Source organism: Candidatus Eisenbacteria bacterium (genome assembly GCA_026388185.1).
Taxonomy (GTDB): domain Bacteria; phylum Eisenbacteria; class RBG-16-71-46; order JAFGJU01; family JAFGJU01; genus JAPLKG01.
This window is the reverse complement of sequence record JAPLKG010000008.1, coordinates 304,914-324,064: the sequence shown is the minus strand read 5'-3', so window position 1 is coordinate 324,064 and position 19,151 is coordinate 304,914. Positions and strand designations below refer to the sequence as shown.

Annotated in this window: 12 protein-coding genes; all 12 read right to left on the bottom strand. The window is 55.8% G+C overall.

What is annotated here, in order from left to right; translation table 11 throughout:
* Nucleotides 1–143: 143 nt before the first annotated feature.
* A complete protein-coding gene (fba, locus tag NTX17_04195) occupies nt 144–1,073 on the bottom strand; it encodes a class II fructose-1,6-bisphosphate aldolase (GenBank protein ID MCX5800568.1) in 930 nt (309 codons plus the stop codon).
* Between the two features lie 74 nt (nt 1,074–1,147).
* Complete coding sequence (locus tag NTX17_04190) at nt 1,148–2,185, bottom strand: ATP-dependent 6-phosphofructokinase (GenBank protein MCX5800567.1); 1,038 nt, start codon at nt 2,183–2,185, stop codon at nt 1,148–1,150.
* Between the two features lie 166 nt (nt 2,186–2,351).
* Entirely contained in the window at nt 2,352–3,848 is a 1,497-nt protein-coding gene (locus NTX17_04185) for a GWxTD domain-containing protein (GenBank protein MCX5800566.1), read from the bottom strand.
* Nucleotides 3,849–3,938: 90 nt separating this feature from the next.
* A complete protein-coding gene (locus tag NTX17_04180; protein ID MCX5800565.1) occupies nt 3,939–4,874 on the bottom strand; it encodes a PorV/PorQ family protein in 936 nt (311 codons plus the stop codon).
* A gap of 40 nt (nt 4,875–4,914) precedes the next feature.
* Nucleotides 4,915–7,377 (bottom strand): hypothetical protein, encoded by a 2,463-nt coding sequence (locus tag NTX17_04175; GenBank protein ID MCX5800564.1) that lies wholly within the window; start codon nt 7,375–7,377, stop codon nt 4,915–4,917.
* Between the two features lie 47 nt (nt 7,378–7,424).
* The gene (locus NTX17_04170) at nt 7,425–10,112 is read right to left on the bottom strand and encodes a TonB-dependent receptor (protein ID MCX5800563.1); all 2,688 of its coding nucleotides are present in this window, start codon (nt 10,110–10,112) and stop codon (nt 7,425–7,427) included.
* A gap of 409 nt (nt 10,113–10,521) precedes the next feature.
* Nucleotides 10,522–11,871 (bottom strand): TldD/PmbA family protein, encoded by a 1,350-nt coding sequence (locus NTX17_04165; protein MCX5800562.1) that lies wholly within the window; start codon nt 11,869–11,871, stop codon nt 10,522–10,524.
* A complete protein-coding gene (locus NTX17_04160) occupies nt 11,871–13,313 on the bottom strand; it encodes a TldD/PmbA family protein (protein MCX5800561.1) in 1,443 nt (480 codons plus the stop codon). Before NTX17_04160 ends, NTX17_04165 begins: the two co-directional genes overlap by 1 nt.
* A 15-nt stretch (nt 13,314–13,328) precedes the next feature.
* A complete protein-coding gene (locus tag NTX17_04155; protein ID MCX5800560.1) occupies nt 13,329–14,867 on the bottom strand; it encodes a hypothetical protein in 1,539 nt (512 codons plus the stop codon).
* Nucleotides 14,868–15,080: 213 nt separating this feature from the next.
* Nucleotides 15,081–16,160 (bottom strand): ethylbenzene dehydrogenase-related protein, encoded by a 1,080-nt coding sequence (locus NTX17_04150; protein MCX5800559.1) that lies wholly within the window; start codon nt 16,158–16,160, stop codon nt 15,081–15,083.
* A 158-nt stretch (nt 16,161–16,318) separates the two neighbouring features.
* Nucleotides 16,319–17,917: a DUF1957 domain-containing protein gene (locus NTX17_04145; GenBank protein MCX5800558.1), complete on the bottom strand. Its 1,599-nt coding sequence runs from the start codon at nt 17,915–17,917 to the stop codon at nt 16,319–16,321.
* A 98-nt stretch (nt 17,918–18,015) separates the two neighbouring features.
* Nucleotides 18,016–19,131 carry a DUF4912 domain-containing protein gene (locus NTX17_04140; protein ID MCX5800557.1) on the bottom strand — a complete coding sequence of 372 codons (1,116 nt, stop codon included), beginning with the start codon at nt 19,129–19,131 and terminating at the stop codon, nt 18,016–18,018.
* Nucleotides 19,132–19,151: the final 20 nt, after the last annotated feature.

Sequence of the window (19,151 nt, the reverse complement as noted above, 5' to 3'; positions counted from 1 at the left end):
CGAGAGTGAAAGGGCGTGCGCAGATCGGAGTAGAATCTGCCACTGAGCCGCTGCAGGCGATGACGGGGCGTGATGTTCACCCCTGAAAGGTGGGAGGAGTTGCCGAGAATGCCGACAAGGCCCTTCGAGCCCGGCGAACGTCGTCAAGAAATCCTATTGCTGCTCCCAAAGAGCCTCATCTTCCCCTTTACCACCTCTTTGACGGAATCTCTGGCCGGACCCAGTATCTTACGAGGATCGAACTCGCTAGTCTTGGTCGACAAGGTCTCCCTCAGCGAGGCCATGAACGCAAGCCTCATGTCTGTGTCTATGTTCACCTTGCCCACGCCCAGTCTTATTGCTTCTCTGATGCTGTCATCCGGAACACCCGCGGGCCTTCCCAGACTTGCTCCATAGCGTGTCGCTTTCGCAACAAGCTCCTGACTCACACCGGAGGCGCCGTGAAGAACGAGCGGTAAACCACCCGTCGCATCCCTTATCTCGCGTATCCTCTCAATCACCAAGACGGACTCTCCTTTGAATTTGTAAGCACCGTGCGACGTACCCACGGCCACCGCCAGAGAGTCTACACCCGTTCTCTTGACAAACTCGGCCGCCTGGGAAGGGTCGGTCAGAAATGCTTCTCTCTCGGTCACCGAAATCCCCTCCTCTATGCCTGAAAGCCTGCCCAACTCGGCCTCGACGGAAACACCCCTGGGTCTTGCAAGCTCAACGACACTCCTCGTAATCCGGACGTTCTCGTCGAATTCCTTGTCCGAGGCGTCTACCATGACCGACGTGAATCCGCCCTCGACGCATTCCTTGATAACGGCAGCATCCTTGCCGTGATCAAGATGAAGCGAAACGGGCACGGGCAGTCTCGTGGCAATCTCTCTCACCATTGTCACAATCATGCCGAATCCCGCATACTTGAGCGCCCCCTCGGAGATTGCGACTATCACTGGTGAGTTCTCTTCACTTGCCGCTGAGGTGACGGCCTGAAGGAATTCCAGATTGTTAGTGTTGAAGGCTCCGACTGCGTAACCTTCTTTGGTTGCTCTCTGCAGCAGCTCGCGATTGGTCACCAATGTCACTTTTCCATACCTCGCTTTTCGTGTCGTCGTAACTTCCCGATTGCGGCCCGAAAAACCCGTCCACTCCGCTTCGTCTAACCAAAGAAGATGGTTGCCATCTCGTAGAGCTCCATGTCGACCGTCTTCAGTTTGCCGATCGCTTCCTTGAGGTCCACGGCCCTGATCTTGTTGCCCTGAAGGCTGACCATCTTGCCGAAATCCCCCTTCGCCACGAGGTCGGCGGCGGCCACGCCGAATCGAGTCCCGAGGACCCTGTCGAACGCCGTCGGGGTGCCTCCCCTCTGTATGTGTCCCAGCACCGTGTACCTGGTTTCGAACCCTATCTTCTCCTCTATCGCACGAGCCAGAATGGCACCGATTCCGCCCAGACGAACATGACCGAAGGCGTCCACCTTTTCGTCCTGCACAATCATGCGAGAGATGTCCTTGTCCTGGAATTTGGCGCCCTCCGCCACGACAACGATACTGAAGTCCTTCCCTTTCTGATGACGCTGCACGATGAGCTTACAGACCTCGTCCACGCTGATGGGAATCTCGGGTATCAGCACGACATCGGCCCCACCTGCCATGCCGGCCTCCACTGCTATCCAACCCGTGTGCCTGCCCATGACTTCCACCACCATGACGCGGTTGTGGGATTCGGCAGTGGTGTGGAGCCTGTCTATGGCCTCAGTGGCGACGTTCACGGCCGTGTCAAATCCGAAGGTGTAGTCCGTCCCGGAGAGGTCATTGTCGATTGTCTTCGGTACGCCGACGATCTTGAAACCCATTTCGAAAAGTGTGGTGGCCACGCCCAGGGTGTCTTCCCCTCCAACCACGATCAAGGCCTCGATGCCGAATTTCGCCAGATTTTCCCTGATCCTCTCCACACCTTGTTCCACCTTGAACGGATTCGTTCTGGACGTGCCCAGTATAGTCCCGCCTTTGGGAAGAATCCCAGAAACTGCGCGCATGTCCAGCGGGGAAAGCCTTCCCTCAATTAGTCCCGCCCACCCGTCACTTATGCCCAGAACTTGACCTCCGTAGCTTTGAAACGTCCTCCTGACCACAGCCCTTATGACAGCGTTGAGACCGGGACAATCACCACCACCGGTCAGGATTGCAATCCTCACTTTGACCTCCACCGAATAGAAAACCACACGGAAAAGACGTCCGTTCTCACAAGATTGGTGAAATATGTATAAGAGAGGCGGGCATGGAATGTCAAGCGAAAACCCGCGCGCCGCAGGAATGCGGAGTACCACCGGGAGATGCGGAGCCCGTTTCTGCGACAAAAAGCTAGCGGTACTTGTTGCTGCGGTCGCTGCTGTAGTCAAGCACGTAGTTCCCAGCGCCTGTGTCGTCAACAAATACGAACTTCAACCCGAGCGACTGCGTCATCATCTGATCCTGTCCCGAGAACAGGGGCCTCCCCTTCATGTTGTATATCCACACTTCGTACGATCTCTTGTCATTTCCGACAAGCCTCGGCGTTATTCCTCTGCGGTCCAGATTTTCCTGTTCCGTGCTCAGGGTGGCATCCAGGAGAATATCTGCCGCGTCTCCCGCCGTCGGCACGACTTGCTTGTCGATGAGGTCCGGCTCTCCGTATCTCACGTAGATCCGCCCGCGGTCGGACAGCATGCCCTTGGTGAAGAAGGAAAACTGGGCGTTTGCGTAGGCTACCCTTCGATCGAACTCCTCCCTGACCTCATTTGTCGCGGTTCCGGGCGTGGGGTCCAGGCGTCTCCAGAATCCGTCGAGGAATCCTTCTCTCTCTCCGGCATTCATGCGCTTGAACGCCTTGTACTGCCCGTTGGTAAGAAAGAGACTGGCTTCATCGAGGACGTAGCTGTCGTTCCTCTGCCAGGAAGCGTCCTGCCAGAGCACATTGAATTGGCTCTGACGCAGAATTCTATTCAGTCCTTCTTGCTGGCAGACTTCGGTCCTGAACCAGTAGCTTCCGGTCGGCAATTTTGAGACGTCCAAGGCTATCGTGTGCACCCATTGCCGAGAAGACGACACGATTTTCTGGGTGTCTGAGAGCGCTGTTTCCCTGTTAACGTCCAGAATGGACGTCACGACGTCGTAGAAGACTCTGCCCCTCTCGAGGGCGAATTCTGTCTGATCGTAGACCTCAAAATAGGCAAACAGCGTTCCCCTTCGGAGACCGTAGCTTCTTGTAGGATTCGGAATCACGTCAAGCCCGCTCTTCGCGAAGGATCCGGAACTCTGCGACTGACTGGGACTGACGGAGCGCGCAAATTGGATGTCGCTCATGGAGAGAGTCCCGGAAAGGGGTACAGAAACCTCGACGTCAGCCTCAGCGATTCCCTTCCTTCTTTCCTTGGTGAACAGGTAGAAAATGCCCCGCCTGCGCGCCCTCAAATCTTCGAGCGTGATTAGGACCTTTTTTGCGGCGGGAGTTATCGGGTAACGCACCATGAAGAGATTGGAGTCATCCCGCGCAGGCTTGTCCTCCAGATCGGGGGTGAACTCCCGGCTCTTGATCTCGTAGGCGTCTCCCAACTCGTTGACGAAAGTCACTGTCAGAAGCACGTGAGCTTCATTCTTCTTGCCTCTTCTCTCGAAGTTGAGCTGCTCGCTCTGCACCCTGACATAGAATTCCTCTTCAACCGTACCGTCGGGTCCAAGAAAGCTGGCACAGTCCGCCTGGAACTCGATGTCTCCCGTGCCCTCAACGGGAAAACCTCCGGCACTAAGTGGCGTTACGACAGCGCAAGAGGCTGAGACCACCAATGCCAGGACAAGAGTTCTTGCAGACAGAGACGCCATCACGGTACTGGCTACCTTTCAGCCCGGAAAATGGAATAGGTGTCGCTGGATACGACACCCATTCCATTACCTGACAAAAGAAGACGTCAACTAGAAGGACAGCTCCATGGAAACCCTGTGAAGTCCACCAAGGGTTTGCCAGTCGGTGTATGCATAATCAAGCCTTGCGACAGCAGTTCCGCTCACCGGAAACTTGAAGCCTGCACCGAACGCAACGCCGTCACTGTCGTAGTTGAAATTGTACCCCGCGCGCGCAAAGAAGAAGTCCTGGAAAGAATACTCGGCTCCCCAGTTCGCCCTCTCGGCGTTATCGGGCGGATGCGAGAACTCCGCGGCGGAGAGTATGGAATGCGGTCCGTTCTGGAAAACACTCATGGACATGCCAACCCGGAATATCACCGGCATCTTCACGCCCCTGTCAATGAACTTCATTTCCGAGCCGGTGTTGGAGATGCACATGCCAATCCTTATGGATCTGAAACCGGTGTCGTATATGGTCCCAAAGTCAATCGTGTTTGATTGAGCCGAATACTCGTCAAGACCCGACCTCACCACGTTCAAGGTCGCACCCGCGGAGAACTTGTCGGTCAGTGAACGCCCATAGGAAAGCCCGAACGCCATGTCACCTGCGTCGAAGTAGGTACCGTCGCCGCCGGGATAGAAAACCGTGGTGCGGGGCATGTCGTCCATCGTTAGAGCCCTTGCATTGACCGCAAAAGCGCCCGGGATGAAGCCTAACGAGAACACGTACGTAAGCTGGTCGAACGCTATGCCAGCAGGCATCACCATGTGGTTGATCGACACCTCGTTGCCCGTAATGCGGGCTATACCCGCAGGGTTCCAGAAGACGGCCGTCGCATCATCTGCAACCGACACGTATGCTCCTCCCATTCCGGCAGCTCTGGCACCTATCCCAAGCTTGAGAAATTGCCCGCCCACGGTTCCGACTTTCTCGAATATGGCAGCGCCCAGACACGTTGCAGGAATGAACAGTAGTAAGAGAGCAATTGTCGCAAGCCTTTTCACGGCTTTACCTCCTCCTTTTGTCAGGTACCGTCAGATCCGACTATCTGATTATAACGAATTTCCCTACGTACGTTCCCCAATCACTCTCCACGGAGAACAGGTAGACTCCACTCACCACGTCCTGCCCGTTTCTCGTGACCATGTTCCAGTAGATTGTCCCGTTGCCGTCAGAACCGTCGTGAGCCATCTCTCTGATCAGATCACCCGATAGGCTGAAAATGCGAAGAGTGCTCTTGCACTTCGGCAGGCCGAAAAAGCCTATCTTGGTGCCGGTCGGGTCAGTGTCGCTGGGGGTCAGATCCCACGCCGCGGCTCCCACGTACGGATTCGGCACTACCGTGACCTTTCCAAGCTTGTCCTGGGCGTTTGCCCTCGGAATTATGGCAATGTTCTCGGTGGCAGCAGGCTGAGTCTGAATCTCAATCCACTCCTGCGAAGCAGTGTCAAACCATTTCGCATACGGCGTAATGCTGTAGAAGTAGATCATCCCGTTGATCACATTGGGGTCAGTGAACGTGTACCTGCCCACCGGATAGTGATGCACTATCACGGTGTCCGGTTCCTCACCCTCCTCTCCAGGAAGTGCGAGTGTGTCCGAGTCATAATATGCAAGAGACGTGTCGCAGATGACGTACGCGATGTTCTCACCCCATTCCCTGGTGTTGCCCAGATACTTGGGAGAATTCGCGCCCAGACTGTCAATAGGATGATACGCAAAGTCTCCCATCAACATCCACAGGTCGGTGGAAGGACCCACTTCGCCCACGGGCCGCTTCCAGTTTGCGGCCTTCCAGATTCTGTATCCCTCAAACCTCAGCTTTGCAGAAAGAGGATCGGGCACTATCTCACTCGAGTTGTCCCATTGCAGCACGACTTTCTTGTCGCCGGCAGGGCCAACCATCGACGCCGTAGCAGCGGGCGGAACAGGATCATCGGTTGGATCATCATTCCAGAGAGTAGGATCGTCATTCCAAATAGGGGGCGGCGGCGCGGTGGAACCCACCCAGTGGACAAGGCTTTCCTTGCCAGCGACGCCGGTGCAAAGGTCGCAATCCAGATCGGCGGCGACCTGTTGTCCCGTCTTTATGATCACGCAGGAAGTGAGCGAGTCGCAATCATCATCCACGCACTGGTAGCACCCCACCCCTTCGCACTTGACCAGCGATTCCTTGCCGTTCCAGCCCCACGTAGCGCTGGGGTCCATGCTGTAGTACTGGCCGTTGTAAATTCTCTGAGCCGCTATCGCGTTCTCCAGCATTCCGTCAAAGCCCTTGCCGACCACGAAGGCCACCTGGAAGGGAAGAACATCTCCCGGCGAAACAACCGGGAAAGGCCCGGCGCAGAGCAGGAATCTGTAGTCGTTTGGAGTGGTGGCGTTTCGACTCGGAATCCGACGGCTGGCCATGAGGTCGTATCGCTCAGGGTCGGTTCCGGGGTCGCCTTCCGGGTAAGGCGCCGTCGAACTGAACCATCGGACAGTGGCGACCTTGACCGACTCGGGAGCGGTTACGCCGGTGCGATCGGTCTTGTGGCCGAGAAACATAACACCTACGGCTCCATCCACGTCCCCACCCTTTGCAGTCGTGCCGTTGTCCGGAACGTCCCATATGTATGCAACTTGAATCCGAATAGTGTCAGTCTCGCATCCCGCAATTTGCGTGGCGTCGTATATCTGCACAAGAGTGTCGGCGTATCCGGCCAGATCGTCTGTCCAGTAACCGGGATTTTCCTGACCCTTCGGCCCGGCGTCCGCGTCCACGAAGAAGCCTACGTAGACGTTGCGCATGACGTCGGAACCATCATGATAGATGTTGTAGTCTACACCTATGAATTCGTTGGAACCGCTCACGGCCCAACCAAAACTCCTTTGCTCCACCTTGAGCCCCCAGGGCACGTGCTCGGTGTAAGAGGCCCTGGCCTCCGGAGTGTCATCTCTGTATACGCACGAGAACATCTGCTGGCCGATGGCCCCGAAGTCCTCGTCAATCTTGCCGTCGCCGTCGTTGTCATAACCGTCCTGGAAATCTTCGTCAACCTTCCCATCGCCGTCGTCGTCACCGCTGCTATTCCCGAGTCCATACCTCTTGCCGCCAGGCATGCCTTCGTAGGAGACGTAAATGTGGTCAAGAGTGTTCATGCTGGGTCTGAATTCCGCCTGATACGCGGCCGTGGACACGTGAGGAACATTGTCTTCGTCCATTGCCCCTATCCACAACCCTGCCACGTAAAGATACTCTCCACCCCGCCAACCCATCGAGATGGCCTCGATGTAAGGATTGCCGAAAAAGCCAAGGTTTGTGACCTGGAGCGTCACCTTTCCAACGTCGTGTGTGTAGACGTTGGGAGGCCTTAAGCAGTAGATTCCTTGCGCACCGGGAACACCTTCAAAAGGATCGTCCATAGGCCCCCGGGCAAGGCAAGGGTTGGCAGCCAGCATCACACCCACCACCAACCCACAGACGACGAAGAAGCTCGGCGGCATCACCCGCTTGACGAAACTCATTTCCTGACCTCCATCAGACTCTTAGAAGGTGCACAAGAGCCAACTCTCTAAAACTGAATCCCTACGCCTATCCTCACAGAAGTGCCTTCGTCCCACACGCGAGGATCGTTGACGGGGTAATAATCGTCCAGACCATCACCGTTGACGTCTCCTGCGTTATACGCTCCGCCGGCTCTTCCGGTCTCCGTGTAGTAGATTATGTAGTCGTCCGTGTCGCTATATGGCGAGACGGGCCAGTTCGTCGGTGCCAGATCTGCAATGTTCTTGGCGTCAAGCAGATTCATGGCTTGCATAAATACCGTAAGGTGCTGCCCCCAAAGTCTGTAAGTCTTGTCGGCCTGCATGTCCAGAGTGGTCGAGCTGGGAAGTCTCTTGGAATTGACCAAAGAGGGATCCTGCACCCTCTGGTCTCTGCTGACAGGCGTATACGGGAACCCCGTGCCGTATCTCCAAACGAAGCTGACGCTCCACTCTTCAGGCACACTCACTTGGAGCTGTGCGCTCACAGTATGCCTCTGGTCCCAGTCGAGCGGTTGCTCTGCGATCGGCAGATAGAGGAACGGCGTTCTCGTCTGCGCGTCGGGATCAGACGCCACACCGGTGGCAAGCCCGTACGTGTATGAAAGCTCTCCTGCGAAGTTGTAACTGAAACGTTTTCTGAGGGTAAGCTCGAAACCTCTACTGGAAGCGTAGTCCTGATTCACATATACGTACACCGGCTGCGGACTGTCCGCCACAACCCTTTCTTGGGCGGAAAGCAATCCAAAGATGTCCTTGTAGTAGACGGAAAACTGCCCGAACACCGTGCTTGTGAACATGTGCTGAACGGCGGCCTGATAAGAAACGGTCGTTTCGTTCGTGAGGTCCGGGTTACCTCTGGTGATGACCGCACTCGTGCTTGCCCTGTCCTCGAAGATGTATTGTCTGTTCGGAATCTGGTAGTAACGGCCGTAGTGGAAACTAAGAACGTCCCTATCAGAAATCGGATACGCGATCCCGATCCTGGGGCTGATCTGATCCTTGACCCTGTCCGTGATCTCGGAGGCGTCTATCTGATCTCCCACTGAGAAAACGTCATACCGGAGCCCTATGTTGAGCACCATGCCCTCGTGTTCCCACTTGTCCTGGACGTAGAATGCTCCTTCGGGGTTGTAGTAATGGTAGTCGCTCCTCAGTGCCCCGTACAAACCTTGGGCGTTGGTCTGCTCAGGATAACGAATAGATAGGAGTCTCATGTCGTTGTACGTCGCTTCGTATCCCGACTGCAGCGTGTGCCCTCTGTGCGTCGCAGTGACATCACCCACCGAGGTCCACACGGTCGTGGCCCTCTCCGTGTAAGCGGGAAAGTCACCGTGGGTTACGTAGAAGGGTTCCACCGTGCCCTCTATCCAGTTGTACCAATATTGAGGATAGCGAATAGAGTATTCCCAGGGTTTCTTGCCAAGAACGCTCGAGACAAAATAGTACGAATGGCGACTGACCTTAGCCGTGTAGAAGAGATTCGGTCTTATCTTCTGCTTCCAGACCAACTTGAGCTGGCGGAATTCATTAAGGTTGTCGGGCGTGTGCTCGGCAGGGTTGTAAGCAACGTAGGTCGAATCAACCTTGTACCATGACCAATCTCCATATAGCGTCTTGATCTCGCCGCTCGTCGCGGTGTCGGGCATAGTCTGCACGTAGCCGTCTCTGCTCCACATGTGCAGGTAGCTGTCCCAAAGTTGGTAGTTCTGGACGTACTCGGCAGTCAGCTTGTGGTTGCTCGAGATGTTGTATGCCAACTTGCCCTGGAACTTGGACTCATTATTCTGCCTGTTACCCAGCGAGATGAAGTCCAACAGCCTGTAACGAGATCGGAGCTCGGAAGTCTTCAAATAGGTATCGGTGAAAGTGCCGTCGTAGGACATGAAGTAAGTCATGTCCTTCACGAAGAACGGGCCGCCAAAACCCACGCTGATCCTATCGAAGTTGTCGTAGGTCTTGTCCTTGGCTCCGTAGTCATCGGTGAGAAAGCGCATCTCCCCCGAGAAAGTGCTCCCGCCTTCTCTTGTCGACACGTTTACAATGCCGGACTGGGCGTTGCCGTACTGGGCATCAAGTCCGCCGACCAGGATTTCGGACTCGGACATCGCCATGGTGGCGAGGTCAACCGCCCCCCCGACAAGAGGGTCACGAACGGGTATACCGTCGACCATGTAGAGGACTTCACTCGTACGGCCGCCCCTAAAGTGCAGCTCTCCTCCCTGTGCCACTATCCCTGACCGCAAGGCGATGGCTTCCTGGAAGGAGTCGACGGGCAGTTGGGTGAGTTCCTTGGCTTCCACCACGTGCTTCGTTGACGAACTCTTGAAATCTATCTGCTCTCGCTGCCCCTTCACCCTGATCTCGTCAAGTGTTGCGGCTACCTTCGAATGTAGCGAAAACTCTACCGAGCTGGTCCTGTCGGCATCGACGGAGAGATCGGCCCTGGTCGCAGTGTCGTAGCCCATCATCATTGCCCTGACGGAGTGGACTCCGACTGGCACCTTGTTGATCACGAAAGAGCCGTCACTAAGGGCCGTCGCACCCAGGGTGGTTCCGAGCACAACCACGCTCGCGAAGGCAAGGGGCTGGCCTGTAGCCGCGTCCACCACTTTGCCTGCGATCTTCCCTGAGCCCTGGGCCAAGCTGATTGAAGGGCTTGAAACAACGAAGACGCACATCAGGCTCAGAACTAAGAGCTTGTGACAACGGCGCATCTCCACGCACTCCTTTCCTTACAGCCGCGCAACATTCGACAGACTGGAACAACCTGAATGGTTTCTTCTTGACGTGAGCGCGAGCCCCGACCCCATGCAAACGACTTATGCGCAAGAGGGTGAAACTGACAAAGTGCGAAAAGACTCTCTCGCAGAGGTCTTGAGCACAAACTGTGCCACGCCGGAGCTTATCCTCTTACCTCTTCGTACTCTCTAATACTAGTCGTTGCAACCAGTTACTGGGCTGCAAAAAAACGGCCCTTGCGTCCCTCCTCGCGAGCCTACTCCCGTCTGAAACCGGTGTCACCACAATCCCGGCTTGAAACGCAAGCACATTGCACATCAAGCGGCTTTGGTGGTTACTAGATAACCACACCAGAGATGACGAAGGTAGCAAATTCTCTTCGTCTCAGAACTCCGTCCCGCTTGAGAAATTAAACTCAGTCACCAAGAGGCCCGGCACCACACACATTCCAGACCGAATCGGAGCCGACATGGCCTTGATGTTGTTGAGCAATTCTATCACGTTCTGGTTGAATCTAAAATTCCGGATGCCGCTCGCAATCTTTCCCTTCTCAATGAGAAAGGTGCCATCCCTGGTCATACCGGTCAGGATCACCTTCATGGGGTCCACCACGTTCACGTACCAGAACCGTGTGACAAGTATGCAGTTATCTGCTGCGCTCTGTAGCTCTGCAAGAGTCACAGGCTTCGCGGCGTCCATAACTACGGAAGCAGATTGCGGGCCCAGCGTATTGGGTACAGGCAAACCGTGTCCCGTGCTCTGCCTATTCTCCTTGGCGGCGGTCATCCGGTCATAGATGGGCCCCTTTATGACGCCGTTCTCAGCTATGGCGACCTTCCGCACGGGCACGCCCTCGTAATCGAAAGGACGCCCCCTCAACAGGTCGTTGTATACGTCGTCGTAGATCGTGACGTTCGGTCCGAAAAGAGGCTGTCCAATCTTGTCCGACATGAAGCTTCTGTGTTCTTGCACCTGGAGTGCCCCGAAACCCACCCAGGCCATGTATCCAAGAAGCTCTGCGACGGCCGCGGGTTCAAGAATAACTGTGTACTTGCCCGGCTCGATTGCCCTTGGATTCCTGCTGCGCTTTGCCTTCTCAACGGCGACGGACGCAAGCTCCACCGCGTCTATGTCTGACACCTTCCACGAGGTCGCCTGTGCCCAGCCGGAACTATCATCCGCCATGGCGGTAATGCTGAAGGAGGCCTCTGTCCCGCAGTGATGCGCGAACAGCCCGTTGGAGTTGGCGATGGCGAGAGGAGAAATCTCGCCGTAGCTACCTATGGAACCGCAGGCCGTGGAAAAATAGCCGGCGGCCTGAAACCCGCTTTTCTTGCAGATCTCCACCGCTTTCTTCACGGCCTCTGCCCGCGCGTCGGGCGAGAAGGACGCCGTTTCTGCGTCGAAGGCCTCTACACGCTGGTACGATTGCGGTCCTGGTACGGGAAGAAGTTCGGGTATGTCAGGTTGAACCCGTGCCACGGCTTCGGACTTCTTCACAATGGAGGCGAGGTCATCGTCACTGAACCTGTTCGTGACTGCGCGCCCTGTCTTCTTGCCGAACACGCTCCTCACCGATAGCTGGTAACGCGTCTCATTTACGTTCTGGTGGATAATGCTGTTGGCAAATCGAGTGAGAGAATAGCTGCCCCCGCCAATGAAGACTTCAGACTCGTCCGCACGGGAAAACCCGAGGGCTTTCTTGAGTATGGCCTCCGCCTTGGCTCCATCCACTACTTGGTGACTCCAACATTCACGTTTCTGAATCTTGCAGGCGCAGCACCGTGCGTCATCCGCGCTATCTGGCCTGGCTGCCCCTTGCCACAATTGACGATTCCCCAAGGAATCCATTGCGATTGCTTGCACACCGCGTCGCAGGAAGACCAAAACTCCGTGCTTATCCCCTGGTAATTGGGATTCTTCAGCATGCGTCCCCGCTTCCCGTTTTTGATCTCCCAGGCAATCTCGGTGGAGAACTGGAAGTTGTAGCGCATCTGGTCGATGCTCCAGCTCTTGTTGGTGAGCATGAAGATGCCGTCTTTGGTGTCCGCGATCAAATCCTCAAGGTCCCAGTTACCGGGAGCAAGGCCGATGTTCGTCATTCTGACGAGTGGAATCCTGTTCCAACCGTCAGCTCTCATGCAGCCTCTGCTCCTATCGTCACCGCATACGGCCGCAAACTCCCGGGAAGTGAGGTAGCCCACAAAACGACCCTTCGAAACAAGCTCCCACTTCTGCGCCGCAACGCCCTCGTCGTCAAAGCCTGCGGTGGCAAGCCCACCAGGCAGCGTGGAATCGGCAACGATGGTCACGTGCTCAGAGCCAAGCTGGAGCTTCTTGTGCTTATCAAGACTGAGATAGCTGGTACCGGCGTAATTGGCCTCCGTGCCCAGCACTCTATCAAGTTCAGAGGGGTGCCCCACGGACTCATGAATCTGGAGGCACAATTGCGCACCGTCGAGAATGATGTCTTTCTTTCCGGAAGGACACTCGTCGGCGGAAAGAAGAGCGACCGCCTCCCGACCAACACGTTCACAGTTCTCGAGAAGGTTCAGTCCCTCCACAATCTCGTATCCACCCGAAGCGTAATGGCCCTCACTTGAAGGGAAAGAGCGACGCTGGACGTCTCCCTGCCCCACCGCAAAAGCCACCATCCCGCCACCGGAATGAAGAAGCTCTTGCTCTATGTAAGAGCCTTCCGTGCTGGCGTAGATCTGCTTCTCGCGCAAGAAACCGAGGGAACACTCCGCAATCGTGAGCCCCTTGACCCGCCTCAAGCCCTCGTCCACCTGAAATAAGAATGACAGTTTTTGGTCGAGAGGCACATTGAAAGGATCGATCTTGCAGGGCGTACTCCACCTGCCCACGTGCGCGCCCTCGGGAATCAGCACAGTCTCCTGTTCCTTGAGCTTTGAGCTGGCAAGGGCAGTCTCTATGGCCCGCCTGGCGGTCGCCTGGACAGATTCTCTCGAAAGGTCGTCGCTGCTGGCGAAGCCCCACGAACCAGACGCAATGACGCGCACTCCGAACCCGATGTCCTCTATGGCTTCGTAAGAGCCGACTTTGCCGTTCTTTGTGGAGACGTTCTCCACTTTCGTCTCGATCATTCGGATGTCACCGTAGCTGGCTCCACCAGCCTTGGCGACGTCCATGGCGAGAAGGGCGAGATCTTTCATTCCTTCTCATCTCCCCTAGAAGAGGAACCGACCGTACAGTGTAAAGCTTTGATCCCTGGTCTCTCTCCCGTCACCGATGTCCTGTTCCGGCCTGGTCACCTTGTTGACGAAAGCGGCGTCGAGACTCAGGCTATCTTTTCTCAGGAAGCACCCAGCACCCACAGAGAGCGTGTTCGAATTGAAATCGTATTCGGGCACTCCTATGCTTCTCTCTTCTTTAGCTCGGGAATATCCGGCCCTGAGAGCGAGCCATCTCAGGAGGCGATACTCACCGCCACCTCTGACATCCAGGGTGCGGAAATTCCGGTATCCTTCCTCAATGGGGAGTCGGTTCTCCAACTTTCCTCTATTGAGACGTACCTCCATTCCCGCCTGCCCTTTCTCTCCAATCTTGTATGACGCCCCACCCCTGAGATTCCATTCGTTCAGGGCCTCGTCATACTCGTCCACCCAAAGGATCACATTCGGCTCGTTGTGAAGCCAGAACTCCTCGTTCAACATATCAAAATAGCCGCTCACCGTGAGCGGTAATCCAAGCCCCGAGACGATCCAACGAGTGGCGAAAAAATCGGACACGTGCGACTCGGAAGCAACCTTGAGCTTCATGCGGACGTCCGTTTCCAACTGCGGATTCAACACGTAGAGCTCAGACCAGTGCAGGTCCAACGTCTCGTCGCTATCAAAGGAAGAATGTTTGTAGTTCATCACGCCGCGCAGCTTGCCCATGAATTCTAGCAAGGCGTGCGATGAAACAGTAAGTATGCCACGTTTCTGAGTGTACGTATCCTGATGAAAAGCGTCCACGCTTGTGGCTTCAACAAGTTGAGAATTCAAGTCCACGGTTCCGCCGATTTGCATCCACTTGGTCGGCAGGACTACAAGGCCCAGGCCTCCACCAAAATCGTCCACATCGTCGGTCAGGTCATAATGAAGTCGCACGGGTTTTTTTTCAGCATCGAACATCCCCCATCCGTGCACCCCGAGGAAAGCACGGCCGAAAACCTTGTGAGTGTAGTATCCCTCCACAAGGTCACTCGTTATCTCCGTATCGACCAGAGAGGTTTCGGGCCTTGCAGTCTCACTCTTCGGAAAGCTTACTTTCAGCAGTTCCCTCAGATTCCGGTCGTCAACTCTATTGAGATCGAGTCTGCGAGTTGAGATGGTCACTCCCCCCGCATAGTCGCCCTTGCCTCTCAGTACGACGAGTGCCCCACTCTGCACAATGTCGATGTCCTGCCATCGGAAATCGTCCTTCTCATCAGCCCACTTGCCGTAGCTGGCCCAGGAATCCACATTGCTCGTGTTCTTGTCCAGAGCGAGGGCGGCGACGTTACCCGTGAAATCGTAGAGGTCAACTTGATTGTTTTCGTCTTCAATCGCTACTGTCAGGTTCCCCATGCCGGCAAGACGGATTGTTCCGGACCCTTGAATGAGCTCAACACCGGTACCGCGAAGCCATATAGTTTCCAGGTAAGCGGAAGAAGACGTGGGAATAGCAAGCAGCACGAGTGAGACTACCAGCAAAAGAAGCAGTGCGCTTCTTTCTCTGCCCATAGCAAAGTCTCCTTTCCCGTTTCAACCCCGCGACGAACCCGTCTCCAGTAATCAGGGAATCCTTCAGTAAGAAAACAAAAAAACGGCAACACAGGGCCATTTGCGAACTGAAAAACGTCAGTGAATTCTAGTGGCGATAACCGGCAGTGTCAAGGAAAAAAGAGCCTCGGAACTACACGCTCCGAGGCTCAGAACCCTTCGATCCGAAAAGAACTACTGCCTGAACTTCAAGACGAGAGGATCTGAGCCGCTGTGAATCTCCCGCGATCCGTTCATGATTGCTACCGCAAAGTTGTACGTTCTGGCAGGGTAGAAGAAAACGTCTTCACTTTCGTGACCTGCCGGGCGCATGGCTCTCTTAATCTCGACCGTCCAGCGGCCATCATCCCAGAAACCCTTGGCAACGATGTCCCCTCTGCTTCCGGTAGGCCATTTCACGACGTAGGCAGGCACGTAGTCGAACCCCTCAGGATTCAGCGTGTCGCCCCAGGCAAGGCCTGAATAAGGATTGATCGTGTCACACTGGTTGAATCCCCTGCCAAAGATGCCGGGATCGTAGATGCACTTGGCGGGGCTCAGACCTCCGTTATCGCCCTGCGCTAAGTACTTTGGCACGAAGGTCGGATCTCTCCAATTGATTCTCCAAGTCCCGTCACCGGTGTCTCCCGCGAGTCCGGCAGAATCAGCGCGCATATCGTCGCAACGACTCACCTGGTTCGTCCTAACGGCCATCCAGTACCACACGTCGAGCTTGCCTGCGGTCGGATGCATGTTTCCGTGACACGCCACGCTGCACCCCCGAGAGGCAAACGTCCCCGACGCATCGCTGGCGGGAGTAATCTCAAACATGAAGGCGGCCCTGTCTTCATTCTCGATCTCCCACGGGCGTCTCGTCCAGCTACTGGACTGCACCAGGCCGAGATCGGATGCGCAAGACCTCTCTCTCCAGGGTTCTCCGCAGTAAATCAAGCGATCGGGATACGCGCTTTCCTCTGCGTCGGCCCACTGAAGCAAGAAGTAGACCGTATCATAAGCGGTGTACACGGACTTAATCCTGACGTAGAAGCTGCCGCCACCGTTTCCGTTGTTGTCTCCCACGGCAACCATGAGCTCGGGAGCCGAGAACCACTCTCTGTCAAGCGCTTTTCCGTCAATCCGAGGCGGCTCGGTCGTAAAAACCGACTCGAGAACAACGCCAGGAACCGACCACGTGCTCTTCTCACTACAACCAATGCCGAGAACAAGAACCAGCGCAATAGCTCCTAGCGCAAAGCGAAGACAAAGTTTTTTCATTTGAGCAAACCTCTCGTTGTACAGGCCGACCCCCGGCAGCTACGCTGCCCAAGAAGAGTAAAGAGGACTCTGGGAGTTGTCAAGGCCAAAAAGCTCAAGCACGCTGGAAAGAGACTTCTCGCGCCGCGTGAGAGACTTCTCGCGCCGGAAGACGCTCTTTACCTGGGGGCGTACACGCGATAGTCGATCTCAGGAAAGATGTTATCTTTCCATTCCATTTCCTCGAGTTTTCTCACGTCGATGCAATGAGACCTCAGGCCGTCGTACAGTTCTGTGAACCTGCCCACGTGTTCCTTTGTTCTTCTCACGGCGTAGGGAACCATCGTGCCTGACGTCATTATGAACGCCCAGTCACTGCTCTGAGCCAAGAGTAGTTCGCGGGCAGCCTGCGCCAGGGCGCGCCCTTCCAAAGGCGTGGGCTCCTTGAAAGTCGTGGCCAGTTCGACCATCCGCTGCGCCGCCATGTGAAGGTGGGGATAGATCCAGTCGTTACTGCCCTCAAGCCATACCTCGCTGTAACCCTTCCAACCCCAACTCGAAAGAGAGGGAGTGGCAATCTGGTTCTGAGGGTTTTCGTCCAGATATTCGCTGGGCGTCACAAGTTTCAGAGTCTTCTGGTCGTAGGCCATCTTTCTGATCAGGAACTCTATCCACCGAGGTCCCTCGTACCACCAGTGTCCGAAAAGCTCGGCGTCGTACGGCGCCACTATGATGGGGCGACGTCCGTCCATCTTGTCGTAGAGGTACTCCACCTGCTTTTCCCTGTTGAACATGAAGTTTGCCGCGTGCATCGCGGCCTTCTCGAGCGCCGCGTCAGGATCGTATATCTCTTTGCGCGGAGTGCGCCCGGTCACGCGATAATACTTGATTCCCGTGTTCTTTCTCTTCCCGTCGGCACAAATGTAAGGCCTGATGTATTCGTAGTCCATGTCGTAGCCGATGTCCCGGTAGAATTCTCTGTACCAGTAGTCTCCCGGATAGCCTTCAACGGAGCTCCAGACTTGTTTTGACGATTCGAGGTCTCTTCCGAAGGCGGCGGTCCCGGAAGGACAGAAAATCGGAGCAAAGACCCCGTGCTTGGGTCTCGGAGAAGCGTGCAGAATCCCGTGGGCGTCGGTAAAGAAGAATCTCAGTCCTGCTTCCTTGAGGAAGCGGTCGATACCCGGTTCGTACCCGCACTCCGGCAGCCACATGCCTCGAGGCCTGCGGCCGAAGCACCGTTCGTGGTGGCTCGCGGCGACACTAATCTGAGCCCGTACGGCCTCGGGCACCATTGTCATGAGCGGAAGATATCCGTGCGTGGCCGCACAAGGTATGAGCTCAACTCCACCGTGTTCCTGGAGGTCTCGAAAACCTTGAGTGAGATCTTTCCGGCATCTATCCAAGAAGTAGTTCCTGGCGCTCGTGAAGCTATCGAGATACATCCGAGCAAGCCTATTGAAGTCCGAATCTCCTTGGGTTCGTTCCACCTCTCTGTGGGCAAGGTCGATCAATCGCTCGATGTGTCGAACATAACGATCCTGGAGGAGCGGGTCCCGCAGCATGCCTACCAGACTCGGACTAAGTGAAATCGTCACTCTGTAAGGAACACCTTCGGCAGTCAGCCTTTCCAGAACCATCAGAAGAGGAATGTACGTTTCCGTAATACTCTCGTAGAGCCAATCCTCTTCCAAGAAAAGCTCGTACTCGGGATGCCTAACGTACGGAAGGTGTGCGTGAAGTACGAGACAGAGATAGCCTTTGTGATCTGCACTCATTTTTCCACCATCTCGTCAAACAAGGCGCAACGTGCCTCAATCGACGTCTCGATCCAGCAGAAATCTCCGACGAACGAGCGGCTCGATACCGGAACTCCTCAGCTGCTCGTCTGACGGGTGCCTCTGCTCACCTTGAGTTTCACTTGCTCGTTCCCGGCGCCGTCGGACGAGCGGGCCGAAACGCTTATTTCCTTGGGGCCATCCGGAAGATGACATCTGAAGGAGAACGTCCCGTCTTCCCTGAGCCGCCAGTCTCCACCGTTGATCTTGAGTGTAGAGCCCGGAACGGTCGCCCCGTAGACAACCAAATCTGTGTCCACAATGAACCAGAACGACTTGGCCAGACCCTTTTCCCCGCGGACTTCACGTATGCCCGGGCTGAAAAGCGGCGACGCAAGCTTCACTTCGAGTTCGCGCGCCAATCTTTCGTGAAGTTCAGGGGAACTCACGCCGCGAGTAAGACCACCCGACAGCGCATACATTTCTTCATATTCTGACGGGAGGCTCATCCACTTCTCATCCAGAACGTCGGACATTCTGTCGCTCGGCGTCCTCACGATATTGGAGCTCGCCAGGCAAACAAACTTGCCCCTGGCTGTGAGAAGACCCACGTCCACGCGATACGTTCTCCCGGGACCTCCTACGTTTATGTACCAGTTTCGAGCCCCGGGGGTCAGAAAAACGTCAAAAAGAACTCGCTCTGCGCCTGCACCTTCCCCCTCCTTGACGTACACTCTGAGTACCCTCCGAACATTCAGTTGGGCGGAACCCAGGCTCTCCAAGGCACGGGAGAGAGTCTCCTCCGTGATTTCCCAGTAAGCGTGAATCCAGTAAGGGTCTCTCGACATTGCCACGACGCGATCTCTCCCGTACGAATCCGGCAGTGTGTATTGGAGCTCGGATTCAACCTTACCAGGACCACGTTCCTCGAGCGCCCTGGCTTCTTCTCTCACTCTTTCGACCGAAGGCGCCGATAGCGAGGTTTCTGCGGAAGGTTTCTTGGAACCGCGGAAAGAGCCGGCCTTCCTGACGCCCTTCTTGGCGCTACCTCTCGCGGCGTCCCTGCCTGCCGCCTTGCGCTTGCCTACCCCACTCGCACTCGCGCTCATACGAGTTCGCTTCGAAGCTCCCTTGGTCCTCTTCTTCGCCCCGGTACCCACCCTCTTTTCGCCGGCAACCTTGCGCGGCCGAGCCTTTTTTCTTTGGCCCTCCAATGTCATCTCCTCCTTCCCGC